Source organism: Carboxydothermus ferrireducens DSM 11255 (assembly GCF_000427565.1).
GTDB classification, from domain to species: domain Bacteria; phylum Bacillota; class Z-2901; order Carboxydothermales; family Carboxydothermaceae; genus Carboxydothermus; species Carboxydothermus hydrogenoformans.
Genome location: NZ_ATYG01000015.1, coordinates 1 through 17,997, shown reverse-complemented (window position 1 = coordinate 17,997; position 17,997 = coordinate 1). Strand labels below are relative to the sequence as shown.

General features: G+C 37.8%; 21 protein-coding genes and 1 tRNA gene. 20 read left to right on the top strand and 2 right to left on the bottom strand.

The window, feature by feature from the left end; all coding sequences use genetic code 11:
* The first annotated feature begins 21 nt into the window (after nucleotides 1-21).
* From CARFE_RS0106295 to CARFE_RS0106235, 13 genes are all read left to right on the top strand, one after another.
* The gene (locus tag CARFE_RS0106295; protein ID WP_011344140.1) at nucleotides 22-954 is read left to right on the top strand and encodes an acetyl-CoA decarbonylase/synthase complex subunit delta; all 933 of its coding nucleotides are present in this window, start codon (nucleotides 22-24) and stop codon (nucleotides 952-954) included.
* Between the two features lie 21 nt (nucleotides 955-975).
* A complete protein-coding gene (locus tag CARFE_RS0106290) occupies nucleotides 976-1,767 on the top strand; it encodes a methyltetrahydrofolate cobalamin methyltransferase (RefSeq protein WP_011344141.1) in 792 nt (263 codons plus the stop codon).
* A 64-nt stretch (nucleotides 1,768-1,831) separates the two neighbouring features.
* Nucleotides 1,832-2,365, top strand: a complete 534-nt coding sequence (locus tag CARFE_RS0106285) for a 4Fe-4S dicluster domain-containing protein (RefSeq protein WP_034541777.1) — start codon at nucleotides 1,832-1,834, stop codon at nucleotides 2,363-2,365.
* On the top strand, nucleotides 2,365-3,222 hold the full coding sequence (locus CARFE_RS0106280; RefSeq protein ID WP_011344143.1) for a CoB--CoM heterodisulfide reductase iron-sulfur subunit B family protein: 858 nt from the start codon (nucleotides 2,365-2,367) through the stop codon (nucleotides 3,220-3,222). Before CARFE_RS0106285 ends, CARFE_RS0106280 begins: the two co-directional genes overlap by 1 nt.
* A 21-nt stretch (nucleotides 3,223-3,243) precedes the next feature.
* Nucleotides 3,244-5,925 (top strand): FAD-dependent oxidoreductase, encoded by a 2,682-nt coding sequence (locus CARFE_RS0106275; RefSeq protein ID WP_028052136.1) that lies wholly within the window; start codon nucleotides 3,244-3,246, stop codon nucleotides 5,923-5,925.
* Complete coding sequence (locus CARFE_RS14515) at nucleotides 5,925-6,284, top strand: hydrogenase iron-sulfur subunit (protein WP_051250200.1); 360 nt, start codon at nucleotides 5,925-5,927, stop codon at nucleotides 6,282-6,284. The genes CARFE_RS0106275 and CARFE_RS14515 overlap by 1 nt, the downstream gene beginning before the upstream one ends.
* A 26-nt stretch (nucleotides 6,285-6,310) precedes the next feature.
* The gene (locus CARFE_RS0106265; RefSeq protein WP_011344146.1) at nucleotides 6,311-6,979 is read left to right on the top strand and encodes a methylenetetrahydrofolate reductase C-terminal domain-containing protein; all 669 of its coding nucleotides are present in this window, start codon (nucleotides 6,311-6,313) and stop codon (nucleotides 6,977-6,979) included.
* Complete coding sequence (locus CARFE_RS0106260; protein ID WP_028052135.1) at nucleotides 6,976-7,893, top strand: methylenetetrahydrofolate reductase; 918 nt, start codon at nucleotides 6,976-6,978, stop codon at nucleotides 7,891-7,893. Before CARFE_RS0106265 ends, CARFE_RS0106260 begins: the two co-directional genes overlap by 4 nt.
* A 71-nt stretch (nucleotides 7,894-7,964) precedes the next feature.
* Entirely contained in the window at nucleotides 7,965-8,813 is an 849-nt protein-coding gene (locus CARFE_RS14510) for a histidinol-phosphatase (RefSeq protein ID WP_051250199.1), read from the top strand.
* Nucleotides 8,813-9,550, top strand: a complete 738-nt coding sequence (locus CARFE_RS14505; RefSeq protein ID WP_051250198.1) for a DnaD domain protein — start codon at nucleotides 8,813-8,815, stop codon at nucleotides 9,548-9,550. The genes CARFE_RS14510 and CARFE_RS14505 overlap by 1 nt, the downstream gene beginning before the upstream one ends.
* Nucleotides 9,551-9,559: 9 nt before the next feature.
* A complete protein-coding gene (locus CARFE_RS14500) occupies nucleotides 9,560-10,273 on the top strand; it encodes an ATP-binding protein (protein ID WP_034541775.1) in 714 nt (237 codons plus the stop codon).
* A gap of 55 nt (nucleotides 10,274-10,328) precedes the next feature.
* Entirely contained in the window at nucleotides 10,329-11,912 is a 1,584-nt protein-coding gene (locus CARFE_RS0106240) for an ABC1 kinase family protein (RefSeq protein WP_028052134.1), read from the top strand.
* 16 nt (nucleotides 11,913-11,928) lie between these two features.
* Nucleotides 11,929-13,035, top strand: a complete 1,107-nt coding sequence (locus CARFE_RS0106235; RefSeq protein ID WP_011344152.1) for a DUF362 domain-containing protein — start codon at nucleotides 11,929-11,931, stop codon at nucleotides 13,033-13,035.
* Here CARFE_RS0106235 and CARFE_RS0106230 read toward each other — a convergent pair.
* Entirely contained in the window at nucleotides 13,028-13,837 is an 810-nt protein-coding gene (locus CARFE_RS0106230; RefSeq protein WP_028052133.1) for a hypothetical protein, read from the bottom strand. The genes CARFE_RS0106235 and CARFE_RS0106230 overlap by 8 nt on opposite strands.
* Before the next feature lie 52 nt (nucleotides 13,838-13,889).
* On the opposite strand from CARFE_RS0106230, the gene speE reads away from it, so the two are divergent.
* The 7 genes from speE to CARFE_RS0106195 all read left to right on the top strand — a co-directional run bounded on the left by speE (nucleotide 13,890) and on the right by CARFE_RS0106195 (nucleotide 17,570).
* On the top strand, nucleotides 13,890-14,711 hold the full coding sequence (gene speE, locus CARFE_RS0106225; protein WP_051250197.1) for a polyamine aminopropyltransferase: 822 nt from the start codon (nucleotides 13,890-13,892) through the stop codon (nucleotides 14,709-14,711).
* A gap of 74 nt (nucleotides 14,712-14,785) precedes the next feature.
* Complete coding sequence (locus CARFE_RS0106220) at nucleotides 14,786-15,214, top strand: hypothetical protein (protein ID WP_028052131.1); 429 nt, start codon at nucleotides 14,786-14,788, stop codon at nucleotides 15,212-15,214.
* 1 nt (nucleotide 15,215) lies between these two features.
* Nucleotides 15,216-15,761, top strand: coding sequence for a DUF3786 domain-containing protein (locus CARFE_RS0106215; protein WP_028052130.1), 546 nt, complete (start codon nucleotides 15,216-15,218; stop codon nucleotides 15,759-15,761).
* Between the two features lie 6 nt (nucleotides 15,762-15,767).
* Nucleotides 15,768-16,625 carry a DUF5685 family protein gene (locus tag CARFE_RS0106210; RefSeq protein ID WP_028052129.1) on the top strand — a complete coding sequence of 286 codons (858 nt, stop codon included), beginning with the start codon at nucleotides 15,768-15,770 and terminating at the stop codon, nucleotides 16,623-16,625.
* A complete protein-coding gene (locus CARFE_RS0106205) occupies nucleotides 16,579-16,944 on the top strand; it encodes a tetratricopeptide repeat protein (protein ID WP_028052128.1) in 366 nt (121 codons plus the stop codon). The genes CARFE_RS0106210 and CARFE_RS0106205 overlap by 47 nt, the downstream gene beginning before the upstream one ends.
* Nucleotides 16,935-17,459: a hypothetical protein gene (locus CARFE_RS0106200; protein WP_028052127.1), complete on the top strand. Its 525-nt coding sequence runs from the start codon at nucleotides 16,935-16,937 to the stop codon at nucleotides 17,457-17,459. Before CARFE_RS0106205 ends, CARFE_RS0106200 begins: the two co-directional genes overlap by 10 nt.
* A gap of 34 nt (nucleotides 17,460-17,493) precedes the next feature.
* Nucleotides 17,494-17,570: transfer RNA gene (locus CARFE_RS0106195), tRNA-Pro, on the top strand.
* A 103-nt stretch (nucleotides 17,571-17,673) separates the two neighbouring features.
* Here CARFE_RS0106195 and CARFE_RS15920 read toward each other — a convergent pair.
* Entirely contained in the window at nucleotides 17,674-17,859 is a 186-nt protein-coding gene (locus CARFE_RS15920) for a tyrosine-type recombinase/integrase (protein ID WP_322785334.1), read from the bottom strand.
* Nucleotides 17,860-17,997: the final 138 nt, after the last annotated feature.

The window sequence follows — 17,997 nt, the reverse complement described above, 5'->3', positions numbered from 1 at the left end:
TAACGGAAAGGAGAGATTTAGATGGCTGTTGAGGTTTTAAAAGAAAAGTGGAATTCAAAAGTTGTAGAAGTAACCTTAGGCACTGGCGATAAAACGGTAACTTTGGGTGGCGACAGTACTCTACCTTTCTTAACTTTTGAAGGGGAAATGCCAAATCCACCTCGCTTTGCATTAGAAGTATTTGATACACCGCCCACCGACTGGCCAGATATTTTAGTTGAGCCTTTCAAAGATGTAATAAACGACCCGGTAGCTTGGGCCAAAAAATGCGTTGAGTACGGAGCAGACATCGTAGCTTTAAGGCTGGTATCCGCTCACCCCGATGGCCAAAACCGGTCCGGAGCAGAGTTAGCTGAAGTTTGCAAGGCTGTTGCTGATGCTATTGACGTTCCCTTGATGATTATCGGCTGTGGTGTGGAAGAAAAAGATGCGGAGATTTTCCCGGTTATTGGGGAAGCTTTATCGGGAAGAAACTGCCTGCTTTCTTCGGCAACAAAAGACAATTATAAGCCAATAGTTGCAACCTGTATGGTTCACGGTCATTCGGTAGTGGCTTCCGCGCCTCTGGATATTAACTTATCAAAACAGCTAAACATCATGATAATGGAAATGAACCTTGCTCCTAACCGCATCATTATGGACCCGCTTATTGGCGCATTGGGATACGGTATTGAATATTCGTATTCCATTATTGAAAGAATGCGCCTGGGAGCCTTAACCGGTGATAAAATTTTGGCCATGCCGGTAGTCTGTTTTATTGGTCAGGAAGCCTGGAAAGCAAAGGAAGCTAAAGATCCCGAGGTTGCCGAATGGGGTGATTATGCCCTGCGGGCAATCCACTGGGAAACCGTAACTACCGTTGCGCTTATTCAAGCGGGAGGGCACCTCTTTGTTATGCGCCATCCCAAGTCTTTGGCTGAAGTTAAAGAACATCTAAAAAGAATTTTAAAATAATTTACAGGAGGGAAATTTAAGATGTTTATAATGATCGGTGAGCGTATTAACGGAATGTTTAAGGACATTCGGGAGGCTATTTTAAATAAGGACCCACGTCCGATTCAAGAATGGGCGAGAAGGCAGGCTGAGAAGGGTGCCCATTACTTGGATGTTAATACCGGTCCAACTGCCGATGATCCGGTGCGCGTAATGGAATGGCTGGTAAAAACAATTCAAGAAGTTGTTGATTTACCTTGTTGCCTTGACTCTACTAACCCTGATGCCATCGAAGCCGGTTTAAAGGTTCACCGGGGTCATGCTATGATAAACTCTACTTCGGCAGATCAGTGGAAAATGGATATATTCTTCCCCATGGCCAAAAAATACGAAGCAGCGATTATCGGTCTTACCATGAATGAAAAGGGCGTGCCCAAAGATGCCAATGACCGTTCCCAATTGGCAATGGAACTTGTGGCAAATGCTGATGCTCATGGTATTCCTATGACTGAGCTTTATATTGACCCCCTTATCTTGCCGGTAAACGTTGCCCAGGAACATGCGGTTGAGGTATTAGAAACTATCCGCCAAATTAAACTAATGGCTAATCCGGCTCCAAGAACAGTTCTGGGCTTAAGCAACGTTTCCCAAAAATGCCCGGATCGGCCGCTTATCAATAGAACTTATCTGGTTATGGCTATGACTGCCGGCTTAGATGCGGCAATAATGGATGTTGATGATGATGCCCTGGTAGATGCGGCGGCCACTGCACATATCTTGCTTAATAAAGAAATTTACTGCGATTCTTATCTTAAAACCTTTAGACAGAAGTAAAAGGACGGGGCTCTGCCCCGTCTTAATACCATTTATTTAATTCAATTTAAGGCGAGGGATTGTAATGGCCAATAACACCTTAACTATGGAAATTGCGGAACTATCCCATCAGCCGGTAAGTCGCTGCTTTCAATGTCAAAAATGTAGTTTAGGCTGTCCGGTGGCGGAAGAAATGGACTATCTTCCCCACCAGGTAGTTGATTTAATAAATAAAAACCTTTCAGAAAAATTAATTGGCAGCAATGCCTCTTGGATTTGCGTTAGCTGCAAAACCTGTGTTCAGCGGTGTCCAAATGGTATTGATATTGGGGCTATCCACGATGCTCTTAAAAATATTCATTTTAAACTTAAATTACCTGTCGGAGTTAAAGCGGTTGCTGATTTTTACGAAAGCTTTTTGGATACGGTTTATGACTATGGACGGGCTTACGAATTAGGGATGATAGTGAAACACAAGTTAAAGACCAAAAACTTTACTCAGGATATGAAAATGGGGTTACAGATGTTTTTAAAAGGAAAAATAAAGATTGCTCCCCATAAAATCAACAAAATATGGGAAGTCAAAAATTTATTTTCCAGTGTAAAGGGGAGTGAGTAATGAAAACCGGATATTATCCCGGATGTTCACTTCATTCAACGGCTACCGAATATAACGAGTCAGTTTTGGCCGTTGTAAAGGCAATTAACAACGAGGTAAAAGAAATCGATGATTGGAATTGTTGTGGAGCTACCGCCGGCCACAGCACTTCATCGGAACTGGCAATTGGACTTCCCCTTCGTAATTTAATGCTTGCGGAAAAGGAAGGATTTGACGAATTGTTGGTGCCCTGTGCGGCTTGCTATAATCTTTTCAAAACCGCACAATTTGAAGTTGCCCATGGACAAAAGCAAGATTTAGTTGCCGACATGGAACATCAATTAGGGTTAACATACCAAAATAAAATAAACGTTTTAAATTTTATTGAATATGTTTTAAAACCAGAAAATATCGAAAAAATAAAAAAATTAATTAAAAGGCCGTTAGGAGGAATAAAAGTTGCTGCTTACTACGGTTGCTTGCTTTTAAGACCACACAATGTAGTTGGATTTGATAATCCCGAAAGGCCAACAAAAATGGAAAAACTTCTGGAAGCTTTAGGAGCTTCGCCGGTTCGTTGGAATGCAAAAAATGAATGCTGCGGTGGTAGCCAAGCTCTTTCAAAACCGGAATTGGTTGTGAAACTGGTTAATAATATTGTTGCCAATGCCCGCGATAATGAAGCAGAACTGATAGTTACGGCTTGTCCCCTCTGCCAGGCAAATTTAGATGGACGGCAGATAAACTGGGATTCACCGGAACAAAACAAACAGCTTTTACCGGTTTTATACATTTCGGAGCTAATTGGTTATGCTTTGGGTTTACCTGTAGAAAAGTGGTTTGCCAAACATCTTGTTCCCCCTTCGTTAAAAGCTTAAGGGGAAGGTGGGGAGGTTTATATGACAAAAAGCTATCTGGTAATCGGTGCCGGCGCAGTGGGATTACAAATAGCCCAGGATTTAGAAGAAAATGGGCATGAAGTTTGGCTGGTAGAAGAATCAGCCATGCCGGGAGGAAAGTTTAACAGCCAAAAACCTTTGGAACCGGGAATAAACCTTGCTTATTTTAGCGGAACCTACCATCCCGGAGATTATTTGTTTACCAGCAAAGCAGTAAGTCTGATGGCTTCCAAACGGGTAAAGGTCCTTTATGGTTCAAAGGTTTCGGTGATTAATGAAGAAAAGGGAAAATTTTATACCGAAATTATCGCTCCTAAGGAAAACTACACCAAAGTTTTTGATGGAGTGTATTTTACCCCTGGCTTTGTGCCCTTTAATCCTGAAGAAAGAGCCGAATACTTGTACGGGATAAATAATTTTGTCTTAACGGGCTTAGAATTAGAGAATTTACTAAAAACTGGAGAAATAAAAAAGAATCCACCGGAAAAAGTGGCGTTTATCCAGTGTGTAGGTTCCCGAAATAACGGAATTGGGGCTGGAAAGCCTTATTGCTCTGGCTTTTGTTGTTTATATAGTTTAAAAGAAATTGACCTTCTGAAAAAAGTTTTGCCTGATACCGTTGTCAAGGTCTTTTATTTGGACTTAAGGCTTTACAATAAGGGTGCTGAAAAGTTATATCAGAGAGCGGTCGAAAATAATGTAAGTTTTATTCGCAACATGATTTCGGCTATAAAAGAAGAACCAAAAAGCTATAAGCCGATTATTCGTTATTTAAACAATGGACGTTTTAAAGATGAACTTTTTGATTTGGTAGTTTTAGCACAGGGAGCAGAAATAAGCCCAAATATTAAAACTCTTTTGGCCAGTCTCAACATTGCCGAAAATGAGCTCCTGGAATTTTACGGTACACCGGAAAATCCCCATCAAATTCGACCGGGAATATACTTTGCCGGTTCGTTCTTAAATCCAATGGATGGCGCAGACAGCATGGTCTCCGCAGGTTCTGCAACTTTTCCGGAAATAAATTTAAAAGAAAATGTCCAAAGCCCCAGGGAAATTAAATATTTTACCAACACCGGTATTATTTTCTGTAATTGTCGAGGGTCATTGCCGGTTGATGAGCTAAAAGGTACAGCAGCAGATTTACCAAATATTACTATTTCCGACTGTTTGAATGAAGACGAGCTGGGCAAAGTAAGAAGTTTCTTACTCGACAACCAAATTGGCAATGCAGTTTTTGCCGGTTGTAGCAAGATAAAAATTTTGCCCGGGTTGGAAAAGTTAGCTTATGAGGAATCAATCGGTACAAGGTTTGAAGTGGTTAACCTGAAAGAACAGGGGTACGCTTTATACGGCAAGGAAAAGTTTAAAGCTATCGCGCCAAAATTGGTAGCAGGAACTTTAGCTCGCCTAAAATTCAGCACTAACCCGGCACTTAAGGTGAAAAATGATATCAACTTTGATGTAGTTGTAATAGGCGGTGGTCTTGCAGGGTTAAAAGTAGCGGAAGCACTAACCGAAAAAGGCGTTTCGGTAACAGTTGTTGAAAAACAAGATTCCTTTGGCGGTAAGCATAAAAATAAAGTCATACCCTTAGAGGGAATTAATTTAAAGGAGTTTATTGAAAAAATCCTTTTAAAATTAGAAAACCGCGGGGCTCTTTTACTAAAAAATGCAGAAATTGTGGAAGTCTCAGGTGGGCCAGGTAATTATCAATTAATTATTGAACGCTTTGGTAAGCGTTTGAACATCAACGCTGCTGCCGTCATTTTAGCAACCGGAACGCAAAAGAGTTACGGCCGCTATAAAAAAACTTCGCAAGTTATCTTCCAGGAAGACTTATTTTCCTCGGCGGACTTGCTTTCGCAATGTGACTCAATTGGTTTTTTGCAATGTGCCGGTAGTCGAAATGATTTAAACCCCATTTGCAGTCGCAATTGTTGCGTTTCAAGTTTAGATGCGGCAATCTTTATTAAAGAAAAGTTTCCGGAAAAGGATGTCTTTATCTTTCATCAGGATATAATGGCTTACGGTAAATATGAATACAAGTACTTAAAAGCAAGAGAGTTAGGAATTAAGTTTGTGGTTTATAATCGCGGTCAATATCCGGAAATTAAATCTACCGCCGGTAAAATTCAAGTTGTTACCAACGAGAACTATTTAGACGATGTTGTCCTTGATTTACTGGTTTTAGCCGAAGGGGCTATTCCCAATAAGGAAAATGAAAAGCTGGCCGAATTGTTCAAAGTTGGGCTTGATGAATTTGGATTTTTACGGGAATCCCACCAGGATATTTCTGGAGGTTACTTCCCCAAATGGGGAGTCTTTGTGGCCGGTGAAGCTCAAGGACCCAAAACTGTAAGGGAAATCCTCTATTCTGCTCAAAACACCGCAAAAAATGTGTTGACTTATCTAAATCAATTACAAAATTCCCAGTTAAAAATCAATTACAGTGAAGTTATTGAAGAAAAGTGCGCTGCCTGCCTAACCTGTGTTCGGGTTTGCCCATACTCGGTTCCAGTAGTGATTAATGGCAAAAACGTTGCATATATCGATCCAATTTCCTGCCAGGGCTGCGGTATATGTGCTTCCGAATGTCCTAACAAAGCAATTGTTCAGAACAATCGTCCCCATCACGGGGTATTGGCTGAAATAAGGGTATTAGCAGGGGAGGGTAAATAATGACAGCTAAAGTTTTAATTTATCAGTGTTCATACTGTTCCTACTTAACTTTTGATTTGTTAAGTCAATATAAAGTCCATTTACCGGATAACATTGTTCTTACCGATCTCCCCTGTACCGGCACCATATCAGTAAATATGTTATTAGAAGCGGTAGAAAATGGTTTTGAAAAGGTATTTGTTTTAGGCGGAACCGGTAATGATTGCCGCTTTTTAAAAGGTAGTCAAAGGGCACAAAAACGAGTAGAAGAGGCGGTCAAGATTTTAAAGGAAATCGGTTATGACAGAGCAACCATTGCTTTTTACGGCTTAAAGCCGGGAGATGTTGATAGTCTGAAAAACATCTTAAGTACGATTTAATTACCTGAGGAAAGGGTGACCAAACCTTGATTGTTGCTGAAAGAAAACCGCTCGAAGAAATAATTAAGATGGTGGAAAAGCATGAAAGTATTTTAGTCTTGGGATGCGGCGGTTGCGTTACGGTATGTTTGGCCGGGGGTGAGAAAGAAGCAGAACAGCTCGCTACGACCCTGCGGCTTTACTTCCAAAAAGAAAACAAACCGTTTAAAACTATTACCACCACTATTACCCGGCAGTGCGATCCAGAATATGTTAAGTCCGTTGCGGAAGAAGTTGCCAAAGTCGATGCTGTTTTATCAACCGCTTGCGGTGTCGGAGTTCAATTTATGGCCGAGAACTATCCTGGTAAATGGGTTTATCCTGCTCTAAATACAAAGTTTGCTGGAGCAAATTTAGAGTTGGGAGTTTGGGGAGAAAGATGTGGCCTTTGCGGAGAATGTATTTTACACCTAACTGGTGGGGTATGTCCGGTAATCCGTTGTTCTAAGAGCTTGTTAAATGGTCCTTGTGGTGGCTCGCAGAACGGCAAATGCGAGGTTTCCAGTGAAATCGACTGTGCTTGGCAGTTGATTTATGATCGGCTAAAAAGTTTAAATAGCCTTGACCTAATCCTTAAGATTCAACCACCCAAAGATTGGTCTAAAGCCCGGGATGGTGGCCCCAGGAAAGTAATTAAGGAGGAGGTCCGGTTATGATAACGGAAAGCCGCCTGGAAAAATTATTTGCCGAAGGTCATTTTGTGGTTACGGCAGAAATTGGACCTCCCAAAAACAGTAACGGAGAAGTAGTACGCAAACATGCTCGTAACTTAAAGAATTACATTGATGGAGCAAACTTAACCGATAACCAAACGGCGGTGGTTAGATTATCCAGTATTGCCGCTGGTTTTCATGTATTATCCGAGGGAGTTGAACCAATCATTCAAATGACCTGCCGGGATAGAAATCGCATTGGGCTTCAATCGGACTTATTAGGAGCGTATAGTCTTGGAATACGCAATGTTTTGGCCCTGACCGGGGACCACCAATCATTCGGTAACCATCCTACTGCTAAAAACGTCTACGATTTGGATTCGATCCAGTTAATTCAAACTATCAAAAAATTAAGAGATGAAAAACAATTTTTATCCGGTGAACCAATTAAAGAACATGAACCGCGCTTTTTCATTGGAGCCGTAGAAAATCCTTTTGGTGATCCCTTTGAGTTTCGAGTTTTACGCCTTGAGAAAAAAATAGAAGCGGGGGCCCAGTTTATTCAAACCCAGTGTATCTTTGATATGGAAAGATTTGAAAGATTTATGGAAATGGTTAGAGAAAGAGGGCTCCACGAAAGGGCGTATATTTTAGCAGGCATTACGCCATTAAAATCAGCGAAAGCTGCTAAGTATATGAAAAACGTTGCCGGAATGATAATGCCTGACCATATAATAGAACGGATGGAGAAAGCCGAAGACCAAAAAGAAGAAGGGGTAAAAATTGCCGTTGAAATGATTGAACACTTAAAGAATGTTAAAGGCGTTGCTGGGGTTCATATCATGGCAATTGCCTGGGAAGATATTGTTCCGGTTATTGTGGAAAGAGCTGGACTGCTTCCACGGCCTGAAGTTTAAACTTCAGGCTTTTTTCTTTTAAACTTCCTGATTTTCTGATATATTATTATTGCGAGATTGGAGGGGTAGGATTGCAGGATTACCATATACACCCCGGTTACTCAATAGATGCAGCCGATTGTCCGCTAAAAGATTACTGCGAAAGAGCTCTTGCCCTAAATCTTAAAGAAATTGCCTTTACAACGCATTTTGAGGCAGAGCCAGAAAGAAGGCACCTGGATTGGTTTGTAAGAGTAAACGGCGAGATACGACCTATGGAAGTTGATGAATGGTTAAAGTTCTATTTTGCCGAAATAGAAAAGTTAAAAGAAGAATATAAAGACCGCTTAGCTATAAAAATTGGGTTAGAGGTAGGATATTTTGAAGGAATTGAAGAAAAAATTAGCAAATTAAAAGAAAAGTACCCCTTTGACTTTTTAATAGGTTCCATTCATACCTTAGATCATCTTGCTATTTCTTCAAAAAAAGAAGCATATCAATTGTTTGTTCGGTATTCGGCTGAAGAAATCATTAATAAATATTTTGTGCGGCTTGAAAACCTTGTTAAATCCGGGTTATTTGAAGTTATAGGGCATTTGGATTTATTTTTGCGATACGGGCTTAATTTTTTTGAGCTCGAAAAATTGTTGGTTTTTGATGAAAAAATTAGGGATATTTTCTATTTGATCAAGCAAAAAGGTCAAATTATTGAATTCAACACCTCGGCGCTCAGGCGCGGTCATAATTTCATTCATCCTCATCAATTTTATTTTGAAAAATTGCTCTTGGCAGGTATCGATAAATTTGTAATTGGGTCCGATGCCCATACCCTTTCGGAGCTTGGTTATGAAAGCCAAAAAGCGTTAGAACTTCTTAAAAAATATAATTTAAAGCCGGTTTCGTTGGCAAGAGGCAAATGGGTAATTTGGGAGGACTTCTGATGAGCGGGTTAACTTTGTTTTTAGCTGAGCTATTTAATCAAGGATTGCTAAGTGTTCCCGTTTTTTTATTAAAAAATTACCGGCATCTAAATTTAACGGAAAAAGAATTGGTATTTTTACTTCAACTGATGAGTTTTAATAATGAAGGAAACTTATTACCTTCGGCTGAGTTTTTAGCCAAAAGCTTAGGAGAGGATTTAGGAGAAATTAAAAAGAATTATCGCGAGTTAATAAAAAAAGGCATTATTTCTGTGAGCAAGAAATTTGATGAAAAATCTGGAAAATATGTAGAAACAATTGATTACATTCCTCTTTTCGAAAAATTAACCGATCTATGGGCTGCCCAAAAAGTTTTAAATGAAGTAAACAATAGGCCTTTAGAAAAAGGTAGCGTAGATTCTGCGGCAAGAGTGGTAGAGGTTTTTAGCCGGGAATTTGGAAGAGGACTATCTCCTATTGAAATTGAACTTATTGATAACTGGTTAAATCAAAAAAAATACTCAGAAGAATTAATCTACGAGGCCTTAAAAAGGGCAGTAATTTTAAATAAAAAAAGTTTTCGGTATATTGATGCTATTCTTTACCGCTGGGAAAGTAATAATATTAAAACTATTGAAGAAGTTAATAACTTTGAAGAGCAAATGAAGAAAAAGAAGACTGCTAAAGCCAGTAAAAATGAAAATAATGACATGGACGAGAAAAAGAAGGAGCTAATTAAAAAACTTTATTTAAGTTAGGTGATTTAAATGCCAAAATGTTTAATTTGCCAGGATCGTGGGCTAATTTTAAATGAAAAGGGAGAATATGAAAAATGCCAATGCCTTAGCAAAAAAGATTTAAGCTTAAAGCAGGAAAAAAGTTTTATTCCACCATTATACCGGAATATGACTTTTGCTGATTTTGATTTGAGCTATTATTCAAAATATCACATCGACCGCGAGAGAAACATTTCCTATTACGAAAGTGCCCAAAGGGCTTTAAAGGCTGCTATAAATTTTGTTAAACTTCTTACCACCAATCAACCGGTAAAAGGATTGTATTTTTCTGGACCGGTGGGGAGTGGGAAAACGCTTTTAGCAGCGATAATTGCCAATGAAGCGCTTAAAGCAGGGAAAGATGTTTTATTTGTAGTTGTACCTGAATACTTAGAAAAAATTAAGCAAAGCTTTGGTGATGAAAACGATGGTTACTTAATTGAAAAAGCGTTATCCACCGAACTATTAATTTTAGATGATTTGGGTGCTCATAATTATACCGAATGGACAAAAAATACTTTGTATTTAATAATAAATCACCGGTTGTACTATCAATTACCGGTAGTAATAACCACAAATATAAGTCTTGAAGATTTAGAAAATTACTTAGGAGAAAGAACCACTTCGCGCATTTTTGAGCTTTGCCATCACTACTGGCTACCGGTGGATTTAGATATTCGCCTAAGGAAAACCGGAGGAATGTAGAAAAATAATTAGGGAAAACTATTACTGTTTAAAAAAAAACAACGGGCTGATTGACATGCAAGAATCCCAAAGGCTTGGAGAAATTCTTCGGGTTTTAAGTAAATATGGGCTAACGGTCCTGAAAAACAAGTTACAAAAACAAGTTGTATTAACGGATTCCCAGGTCTTACAACTTTTCACCGATTTAGGCCCTACGTTTATAAAATTTGGGCAGTTTTTAAGTACGCGCCCTGACCTGGTAGACGAAAGGTTTATAACAGTACTTCGTAATTTACAGGATAACGTACCAGCGGTTTCCTTTACGGTGTGCAAAAAATTTATTGAAGAAACTTTTGCGGTAAATTACTTTGCTAACTTTAAGGAAATTGACCCCCGACCTATAGCCAGTGCATCAATTGCTCAGGTTTATTTCGGAATTTTAAAAAGTGGGGAAAAAGTTGTTCTTAAAATTAAAAGGCCAGATATAGAAGAAACTATAAAAACCGATTTGGAAGTTATCAAAAAGTATTTACTACCACAATTAAGAGCTTTAGGATTTATTTCCCATTTCGATTTGACCAAGATTTTCAATCTATTTGAAATCAAACTTAAAGAAGAATTAGATTTTTTAAACGAACTGCAAAACTTAAAAATATTTCACAGGGCTCTTAAAAATTATGAAGACCTGATAATTCCGAAAGCATTTAAGGAATTATCGGGACGGAATGTTTTAGTAATGGAGTACGTGGACGGCAATCTTTTAAAAAATTTTTTAGAGCAAAAGGTATATTACCCAACCTTAGGAGAAAAGCTAATCCATAACTTTTGCCGTCTTTTATTTTGGGAAAGGATATTTCATGCAGACCCTCATCCGGGTAATATTATTTTTACCAAAAATAAAAAGCTTTGCTTTTTGGACTTGGGTGCTGTTGGTTTTGTAGACCCGAGCACCGTTGAAATCCTGGCCGAACTATTTATTTATTTATGTGAAAAAAATTTAAATGGAGTAATTAATTTAATTTTTCGCCTGGGACAATACCGGGGAGAAATTGATGAGTTTACTTTTTACCAGGAAATGTACAAGTTACTTGAACTCGTTTCGGAAGTGGGTAAGGGAGAGGTCTTGGCGGGAAAGCTAATTCTTGATATTATTAAAATTAGTATCAAGTATGGTATTAATTTGCCGGTAAATCTTGTTTATATCGGTAAAGCTGCGTTAACTCTGGAAAGTACTGCTATTTCCCTGGGAACGCGTTTTAATTTTTTTGAAATCGCTAAAAAATATGGCGAAGAAGCTTTAATAAAAACTACCTTAAACACATTGGCACCGTCCGATATAGCTTTAAATTTATACAGGCACTTGGAAATTAAGGGAAAATTACCGTTGCTTTTCTTTTCAATCTTAAAAAAGTTTGATGAGGGAACCTTCCAGGTAATTTTTCGGCATGCCGGATTAGAAATCTTCATCAAAGCTTTGGACAGGACTTCAATGAGAATCACTTTTGGGTTAATAATTTCTTCATTACTTATTGCTTCAGGTTTAATTGTGGCTGCCGATGGCCGGCTTTTGCAAACTTTAGGGACTGCCACCTACATATTATCAATACTTGCCGCCGGTTATTTAATTTATTTAATTTTTAAGTCAGGAAAATGGCATTAAACGAAGGGGGAGATTTATGAGTTCCGAAGTTTATTTTGTGAATGTGCGTGCCCAGAAAGGAGCAAGTTTACTGGAAAAACTGGAACGCTTGATTGACCGGAGCGGGTTAATGGATATTGTAGCACCAAATGATTTAGTGGCAATTAAGCTTCATTTTGGCGAAAGGGGAAATACCGCTTATATTAGACCTCAATTTATCAGGAGAATAGTTAACAAAGTTAAAGCCAAAAAAGGAAAACCCTTTCTGACCGATGCCAATACCTTGTATGTCGGGAGCAGGGCCAATGCCGTCGATCACCTGGAAACTGCTATTGAAAATGGTTTTGACTATGCTGTAGTGGGTGCTCCCTTAATAATTGCCGATGGTCTTACCGGAAAAGATTACATAAAAGTGCCAGTTAATTTAAAACATTTTAAAGAAGTAAACATTGGAAGTGCTGCCGTCTTAGCCGATGCCCTAATTGCTGTAACCCATTTTAAGGGCCACGAAGCTACCGGTTTTGGCGGAACCCTGAAAAATATAGGAATGGGTTTGGGAAGCCGTTCGGGAAAACAGCAAATGCACTCCGATCTGCTGCCGGAAGTTAATGCGGAAATCTGTACCGGCTGCCGAAAATGTGCCCGCTGGTGTCCGGCTCAAGCCATTTCGTATGAAAACGGCAAAGCCGTCATAAACTATGAGCTCTGCATAGGTTGCGGTGAATGTACCGTAACCTGCAATTACCATGCCATAAAAATTAACTGGAAAGATGAAAATGATGTTATTCAGGAAAAAATTGTTGAATACACCTATGGCGTTTTAAAAGACAAAAAAGGAAAAGCTGCTTTTATTACTTTTTTAACTGACATTTCCCCGGATTGCGATTGCTGCAGTTGGAATGATGTTCCCTTGGTGCCAGATATAGGTATTTTAGCTTCCTTTGATCCCATAGCTATTGACCAAGCAGCCGTAGATTTAGTGAATAATGCTGGGTCTATTGAGAACTCCGTTATAGGTAAATTAGCTCCGGGGGTTGATAAGATTAAAGCTAACAAGCCTTCAATTAACTGGGAGAAACAGTTGATTTATGGGGAAGCAATAGGTCTTGGCTCCCGAAAATACAAGTTAATTGAAGTTAAATAATAATCTTTTTGACAATTACATCTAACTTAACAATTTCAATACCGGTTTGTCCTTCAAATTCCTTGATAACGTGTGGTATAAATTTTTTAATTTGCTGGGGGATATCTGAACTTTTTTCCACAGCTACTTCCACCGTTACGGCTAACAGTCCGTATGAATAAGTTAGATCAATGTTTAAAACCTTTTTTACAGGTTTATTTTGGGATAAAATAAAAGCTAAAATTTTTTCTAACGCTTCTTCCGCAATCGACAATTTACCCAATTCGTTGTAAAACGGTTTAACTATTGTTTTATCGAAAACAGTCTTTACTTTTTTTCCTCTTTTAAAATAAATTTTTACTGGTTCAAAAAATATTGCTGGAAAAGATTTTTTTACTTCAAAGGCAGGTACCGGTATAACGTGTTTTCCAAGGCGCGAACGGTGAAAACGGGCAATTTTTATTTCATCGGGTGATGCGACTTCATTTATGTAAATAAACCTTTCGGGTTTTTCGAGGGATAAATTTTCACATATTTTTTCGACCATATCCTTGGATGTTCCTAAAACTAAAATATTTTCCGATTGGTAGTTTTCCAGGATTTTTTTTGCCATTTCCCGGTGAAAAGTATCCTGAAATAAAGCGGTGCGAATAGCAGCAATTTTTGATATTTGCTTTTTTGCCGAAATTCCTCCTAAAATTTTTTGACCTTTAATTATTAAGCCATCGTCGATAATAATTTGACAATTATTTTCAAAAGCAATTAAAGCAGCTCTATGACTTTTTCCTGTACCGCTGGGTCCTACAAAGCCTATTGTAGCCATTTTAGATACTCCTTCCTAATTAAAAAATATTTAATTTGGAGGTGTTTTGCAAATGTGGTATATTGAAAAACACAATGAAAATTATCAAGTTGGTTGGAGGGTTTCTGATATATTATATCAGAAAAAAACCCCGTATCAAAACCTGGCAATTGTTGAATTTGCTGAATTCGGTAGATCCTTAATTTTAGATGATGCGGTTCAGACCACAGAAAAAGATGAATATGTTTACCATGAAATGTTAGTTCATCCTGCAGCTTTTACCCATAAGTCTCCCCGTCGGGCCCTGATTATAGGAGGTGGTGACGGAGGCACTTTAAGAGAAGTATTAAAACATAAAACTATTGAAAAAGTTGATTTAGTTGAAATAGATGAAGAGGTTATCAAAGCTTCAAAGCAATTCTTACCATCTTTAAGTGAAAGTTTTAATGATCCCCGGGTTGAAGTTATTATTGATGATGGTATCCGTTACGTTAAAAAAATAAAAAATTATTACGACCTGATCTTTGTGGATGCCTCAGACCCCGTGGGACCTGCAGTGGTTTTATACAGTGAAGAATTTTACCGTTCCCTTTTTGATGCTTTAACTGCTGACGGAATAGCTGCGGTTCAATCGGAATCGCCCAATTTCTACCCCGATATTTTCGTTAAAATCGTAACTACTTTGCGAGATATTTTTCCCAAGGTAAATGTCGCCTTAGCTCCCGTTCCGTCATATATTAGTGGTTTCTTTGCTTTTACCGTTGCTTCAAAAGTTTATAATCCTAAAGAAACAACTCCCAACATTACGTTTCCTACTAAATACTACAATGAAGAAATCCATAATGCTTGCTTTGCATTACCAAACTTTATCTTAGATATGCTAAAAATCCGCTAATTTTTAGCGGATTTTTTTATAAAAAAAGGAGTTTTAATTTTTAAACCGAATAAATTAAATAATGAGGGAAGGAAATGGAAAGCAAAGTACTGGAAATGCTCAAACAGGATAAAATTGTTTTTAAAGCTTCTGAAAAAATTTTATTAAAGCCACTTAATTCCTTAACCCGGGAAGAACGGCGAAAATATTTTCAAGAAATTGAGCCGGAGCTTAAAGCATTGCGGAAGGATCTCCAAAATTTATTTAAAGCCAATCCGGCAATGCGGGAGAAATATTTAAATGCAATAGTGTCAGAAGTTCTTGACAATAAAGGGGTTATAAACACTTTAAATTCCACTGTAATTAAAGCATTGGGCTCTTTCGACTTTTACCGTTTATTAAATGCAAAAGCTCGGGAAAAAAACATAAAACTTTCGCTGCAAACTAACAATTATACCTTTCTGGTCTGGCTTTTAATATTTTTTATCTTGTTTTTCTACATTCTTATCACCAGGAGGGGTTAACTTGAGCCCCTTTAAAAACGCTCTCAAAGAATTTATCTTTTATGCGGGAAGGCATCGTATCGCCGAACGTACCGGGGGAAAGCTTTGCGGTGATAAGATTTATCTTAAATACTTAGGGCAAAATATTTATTTTGATTTAACCCGCTTTACTTTTAGTTCTTTAAAACTTGATGAGTTTGATAAAACTTTAATAATTCGGTATTTTTATCAGGCAAGTGGTTTTCCTCCAAAAAATAGGTGGCTTTCCTTTTTAGATTTGCCGGAAGGAATGCACCATTACCAGCCATTTATTTATGAAGCCTTAAAGCCTCTGGCTGAAAAGGCGTTTTTACCCGAAAGATTAAGTTCTTTAAATGCCGTAAAATTAGCCTTTGGTTCGGAGTCTTACCAAATTTACCCTTTACCCAGGCTTCCTCTTGCTGTAATTAAGTGGGATAACAAAAAAAGTCAAGTTTTGTTTGACCAGGTTTGCTTATCTTACTTGAAAACCGTAGATTTATATGTTCTGGGCATAAAAACGGTAAACTACTTGACAGGCGGGATATAAAAATATATGTTTGGTTTCTTTAAACTTCCCAAAAACCTTGCAGAAACTGAATTCGGGTTAAAATTCAAGGCTACTTATTGTACCCTCTGTAAAGAATTAGGCTCAAAATTCGAAGGCTTTAAACTATTCAACAATTACGATTTCACCTTCTGGGCACTTTTTATAGATTCTTTTTTTGATGAAAATCCTAACGTGGTTAGTTTTTTTTGCCCGTATACTGTAAAAAAGAAATTTCGTTATAATAAACCTACTTTTGGCATCGTAAAAGCAGCATATTACACAAAACTTTTTATGCGCTTAAAGTTAATCGACTTTTTGCAGGACCTACCAATAAAGCATATTGTTGCCCGGAATTTATTTGACTCTCTTTTACACGAACAACATCTTAGAGAAAAAAATAAATTACAGACCCTAGAATACTATGGAGAAATTTCGGGAGTTCTTTTGGGTATAATTACGGCAGATACATTGGTCGAACGTCATGTTTCTTTCGATAAAATTTTTGCTGCTTATAATCTTTCTTATTTTATTGGACGCTATATTTATTTAGTTGATGCCCTAAGCGATTTTAAAAAGGATATAATTTTACGCAGATTTAATGCAATATTAGCAGCTTATCCGGATTTGAAAAATAAAAGGTACGGAAAAACTTTTTACGAAATTAATTTCGTCTTGTACCGCCATTTGGAAATAATAAAAAAGTACTTATTTGATTTAAATAACAGGTTTGCTCCTGAAATGATAGTTATCTTACAAAATAGTCACATCAAAGCTATTGAGCTATTTTTAAAAAACTTATCCCTAAGGGAGGATGAATATGGAAACTTACCTGAATCTTGGCGCCTACTTACCAAAAAATCTTGAACTTTACTGGGAAAAGATAAAGGAAAAGCCCCTAACTGAACAAATAAAATACGTAACAGCGGATTTAAAAAACGGCCTTAGCGGTGAGTACTGGTATTTATTGGGAATTTTATACGATCTTGCTGGTGAGTTTTCAAAAGCTTTTCGGGCCTTTGAAAAAGCAGAACCATTTCTTCAAGATAAAATTTTTAATTATTATCCCCATCATCCCCGTGGCTACCGCAGAGAAGGTCTTTCTTTATGTGATGTGGCGTGTGGTGCCTGCTTGTTAGACACCTGCTGCGAATGCATGGGAGGAGATTTCATTTCGTGCTGTTAAAGAAAGATCTTATGGCAACTTTTCTTGGAAGTTTGGCTTTTTTAGCAACATTTGTTGCAGAATATTTTCACATCGCTCCAAGGGTAATAGGCATTGGTGTTGGTTTTTTGGTGTTATTTTGCAGCAATTTTTTAGGAAAGCGCCAGGCATTTCTTTACGTGCTGATATTAACTATTTTAGCGGTATTATTTCTTAATCCTATAGTTGCTTTAAAATATTTCTTGCTTTACCTACTTATGCCACTCTTACTGGCAATAGGTGATGGTAAACTTTCTTTAAAAATCTTAACCCTTATTATTGGTAGCGGAGGAATATTTTTATACTTATTAGCTTATTTAAAGTACTTTAAATTTATTTATATCCTAAGTTATAAAATAAATAGTATTGGATACTTAACAGTAATTTCAATTTTTGGCGCAGCTGTGTATTATTTAATTTTAACTTACGGATGGACTTGCATAAGAAAAAATATTCCGGCAAATTTCTTAAATTATTTATCAAATATTCTTGACTAACAAAAAAAAATGATGCATAATATAATAGCGACAACGGGTTGTAGCGCAGTTTGGTAGCGCGCCACATTCGGGATGTGGAGGCCGTGGGTTCAAGTCCCGCCAACCCGACCATTGAAACTAAAGCCCCGCAAAGATTGCGGGGCTTTACTATTTTTACCAGGAGCACTTAATTGTATGATTGCTAAAGGATTGCTAAAGAATTTTTTTGACCAGCTTATTTACCTTTATTCCAGAGGTTGTCAACAATTTCGGCGGCAGAACGATGGGATTCTGGAAGAACATGGGAATAAATATCCAGAGTAATACGGATATCCGAATGTCCCAAACTTTCGGAAATTATTTTTGCGGGAACGCCGGCCGCTAAAAGAAAAGTGGCGTGAAAATGCCGGAGATCATGAATACGTGCCTGAATCCCAAGTGTTTCTACTCACATAAAATAACCGTCCAATGCTCAGATTTCGTGGCCAAATAGAAAAGGAATTTGTTTAGATAATGGCGAATAATTGGAGAAAAAATCTAAAGAAGGAGAAAAAGGAAA

Bases quoted from the DNA above. Each gene is read 5' to 3' on its own strand.
- CARFE_RS0106235 (WP_011344152.1), top strand. From the start codon at position 11,929: ATGAGTTCCGAAGTTTATTTTGTGAATGTGCGTGCCCAGAAAGGAGCA.
- speE (WP_051250197.1), top strand. From the start codon at position 13,890: ATGTGGTATATTGAAAAACACAATGAAAATTATCAAGTTGGTTGGAGG.
- CARFE_RS0106260 (WP_028052135.1), top strand. From the start codon at position 6,976: ATGATAACGGAAAGCCGCCTGGAAAAATTATTTGCCGAAGGTCATTTT.
- CARFE_RS0106295 (WP_011344140.1), top strand. From the start codon at position 22: ATGGCTGTTGAGGTTTTAAAAGAAAAGTGGAATTCAAAAGTTGTAGAA.
- CARFE_RS0106275 (WP_028052136.1), top strand. From the start codon at position 3,244: ATGACAAAAAGCTATCTGGTAATCGGTGCCGGCGCAGTGGGATTACAA.
- CARFE_RS14505 (WP_051250198.1), top strand. From the start codon at position 8,813: ATGAGCGGGTTAACTTTGTTTTTAGCTGAGCTATTTAATCAAGGATTG.
- CARFE_RS0106205 (WP_028052128.1), top strand. From the start codon at position 16,579: ATGGAAACTTACCTGAATCTTGGCGCCTACTTACCAAAAAATCTTGAA.
- CARFE_RS0106285 (WP_034541777.1), top strand. From the start codon at position 1,832: ATGGCCAATAACACCTTAACTATGGAAATTGCGGAACTATCCCATCAG.
- CARFE_RS0106220 (WP_028052131.1), top strand. From the start codon at position 14,786: ATGGAAAGCAAAGTACTGGAAATGCTCAAACAGGATAAAATTGTTTTT.
- CARFE_RS0106280 (WP_011344143.1), top strand. From the start codon at position 2,365: ATGAAAACCGGATATTATCCCGGATGTTCACTTCATTCAACGGCTACC.
- CARFE_RS0106240 (WP_028052134.1), top strand. From the start codon at position 10,329: ATGCAAGAATCCCAAAGGCTTGGAGAAATTCTTCGGGTTTTAAGTAAA.
- CARFE_RS14500 (WP_034541775.1), top strand. From the start codon at position 9,560: ATGCCAAAATGTTTAATTTGCCAGGATCGTGGGCTAATTTTAAATGAA.
- CARFE_RS14515 (WP_051250200.1), top strand. From the start codon at position 5,925: ATGACAGCTAAAGTTTTAATTTATCAGTGTTCATACTGTTCCTACTTA.
- CARFE_RS0106210 (WP_028052129.1), top strand. From the start codon at position 15,768: ATGTTTGGTTTCTTTAAACTTCCCAAAAACCTTGCAGAAACTGAATTC.
- CARFE_RS0106290 (WP_011344141.1), top strand. From the start codon at position 976: ATGTTTATAATGATCGGTGAGCGTATTAACGGAATGTTTAAGGACATT.
- CARFE_RS0106230 (WP_028052133.1), bottom strand. From the start codon at position 13,837: ATGGCTACAATAGGCTTTGTAGGACCCAGCGGTACAGGAAAAAGTCAT.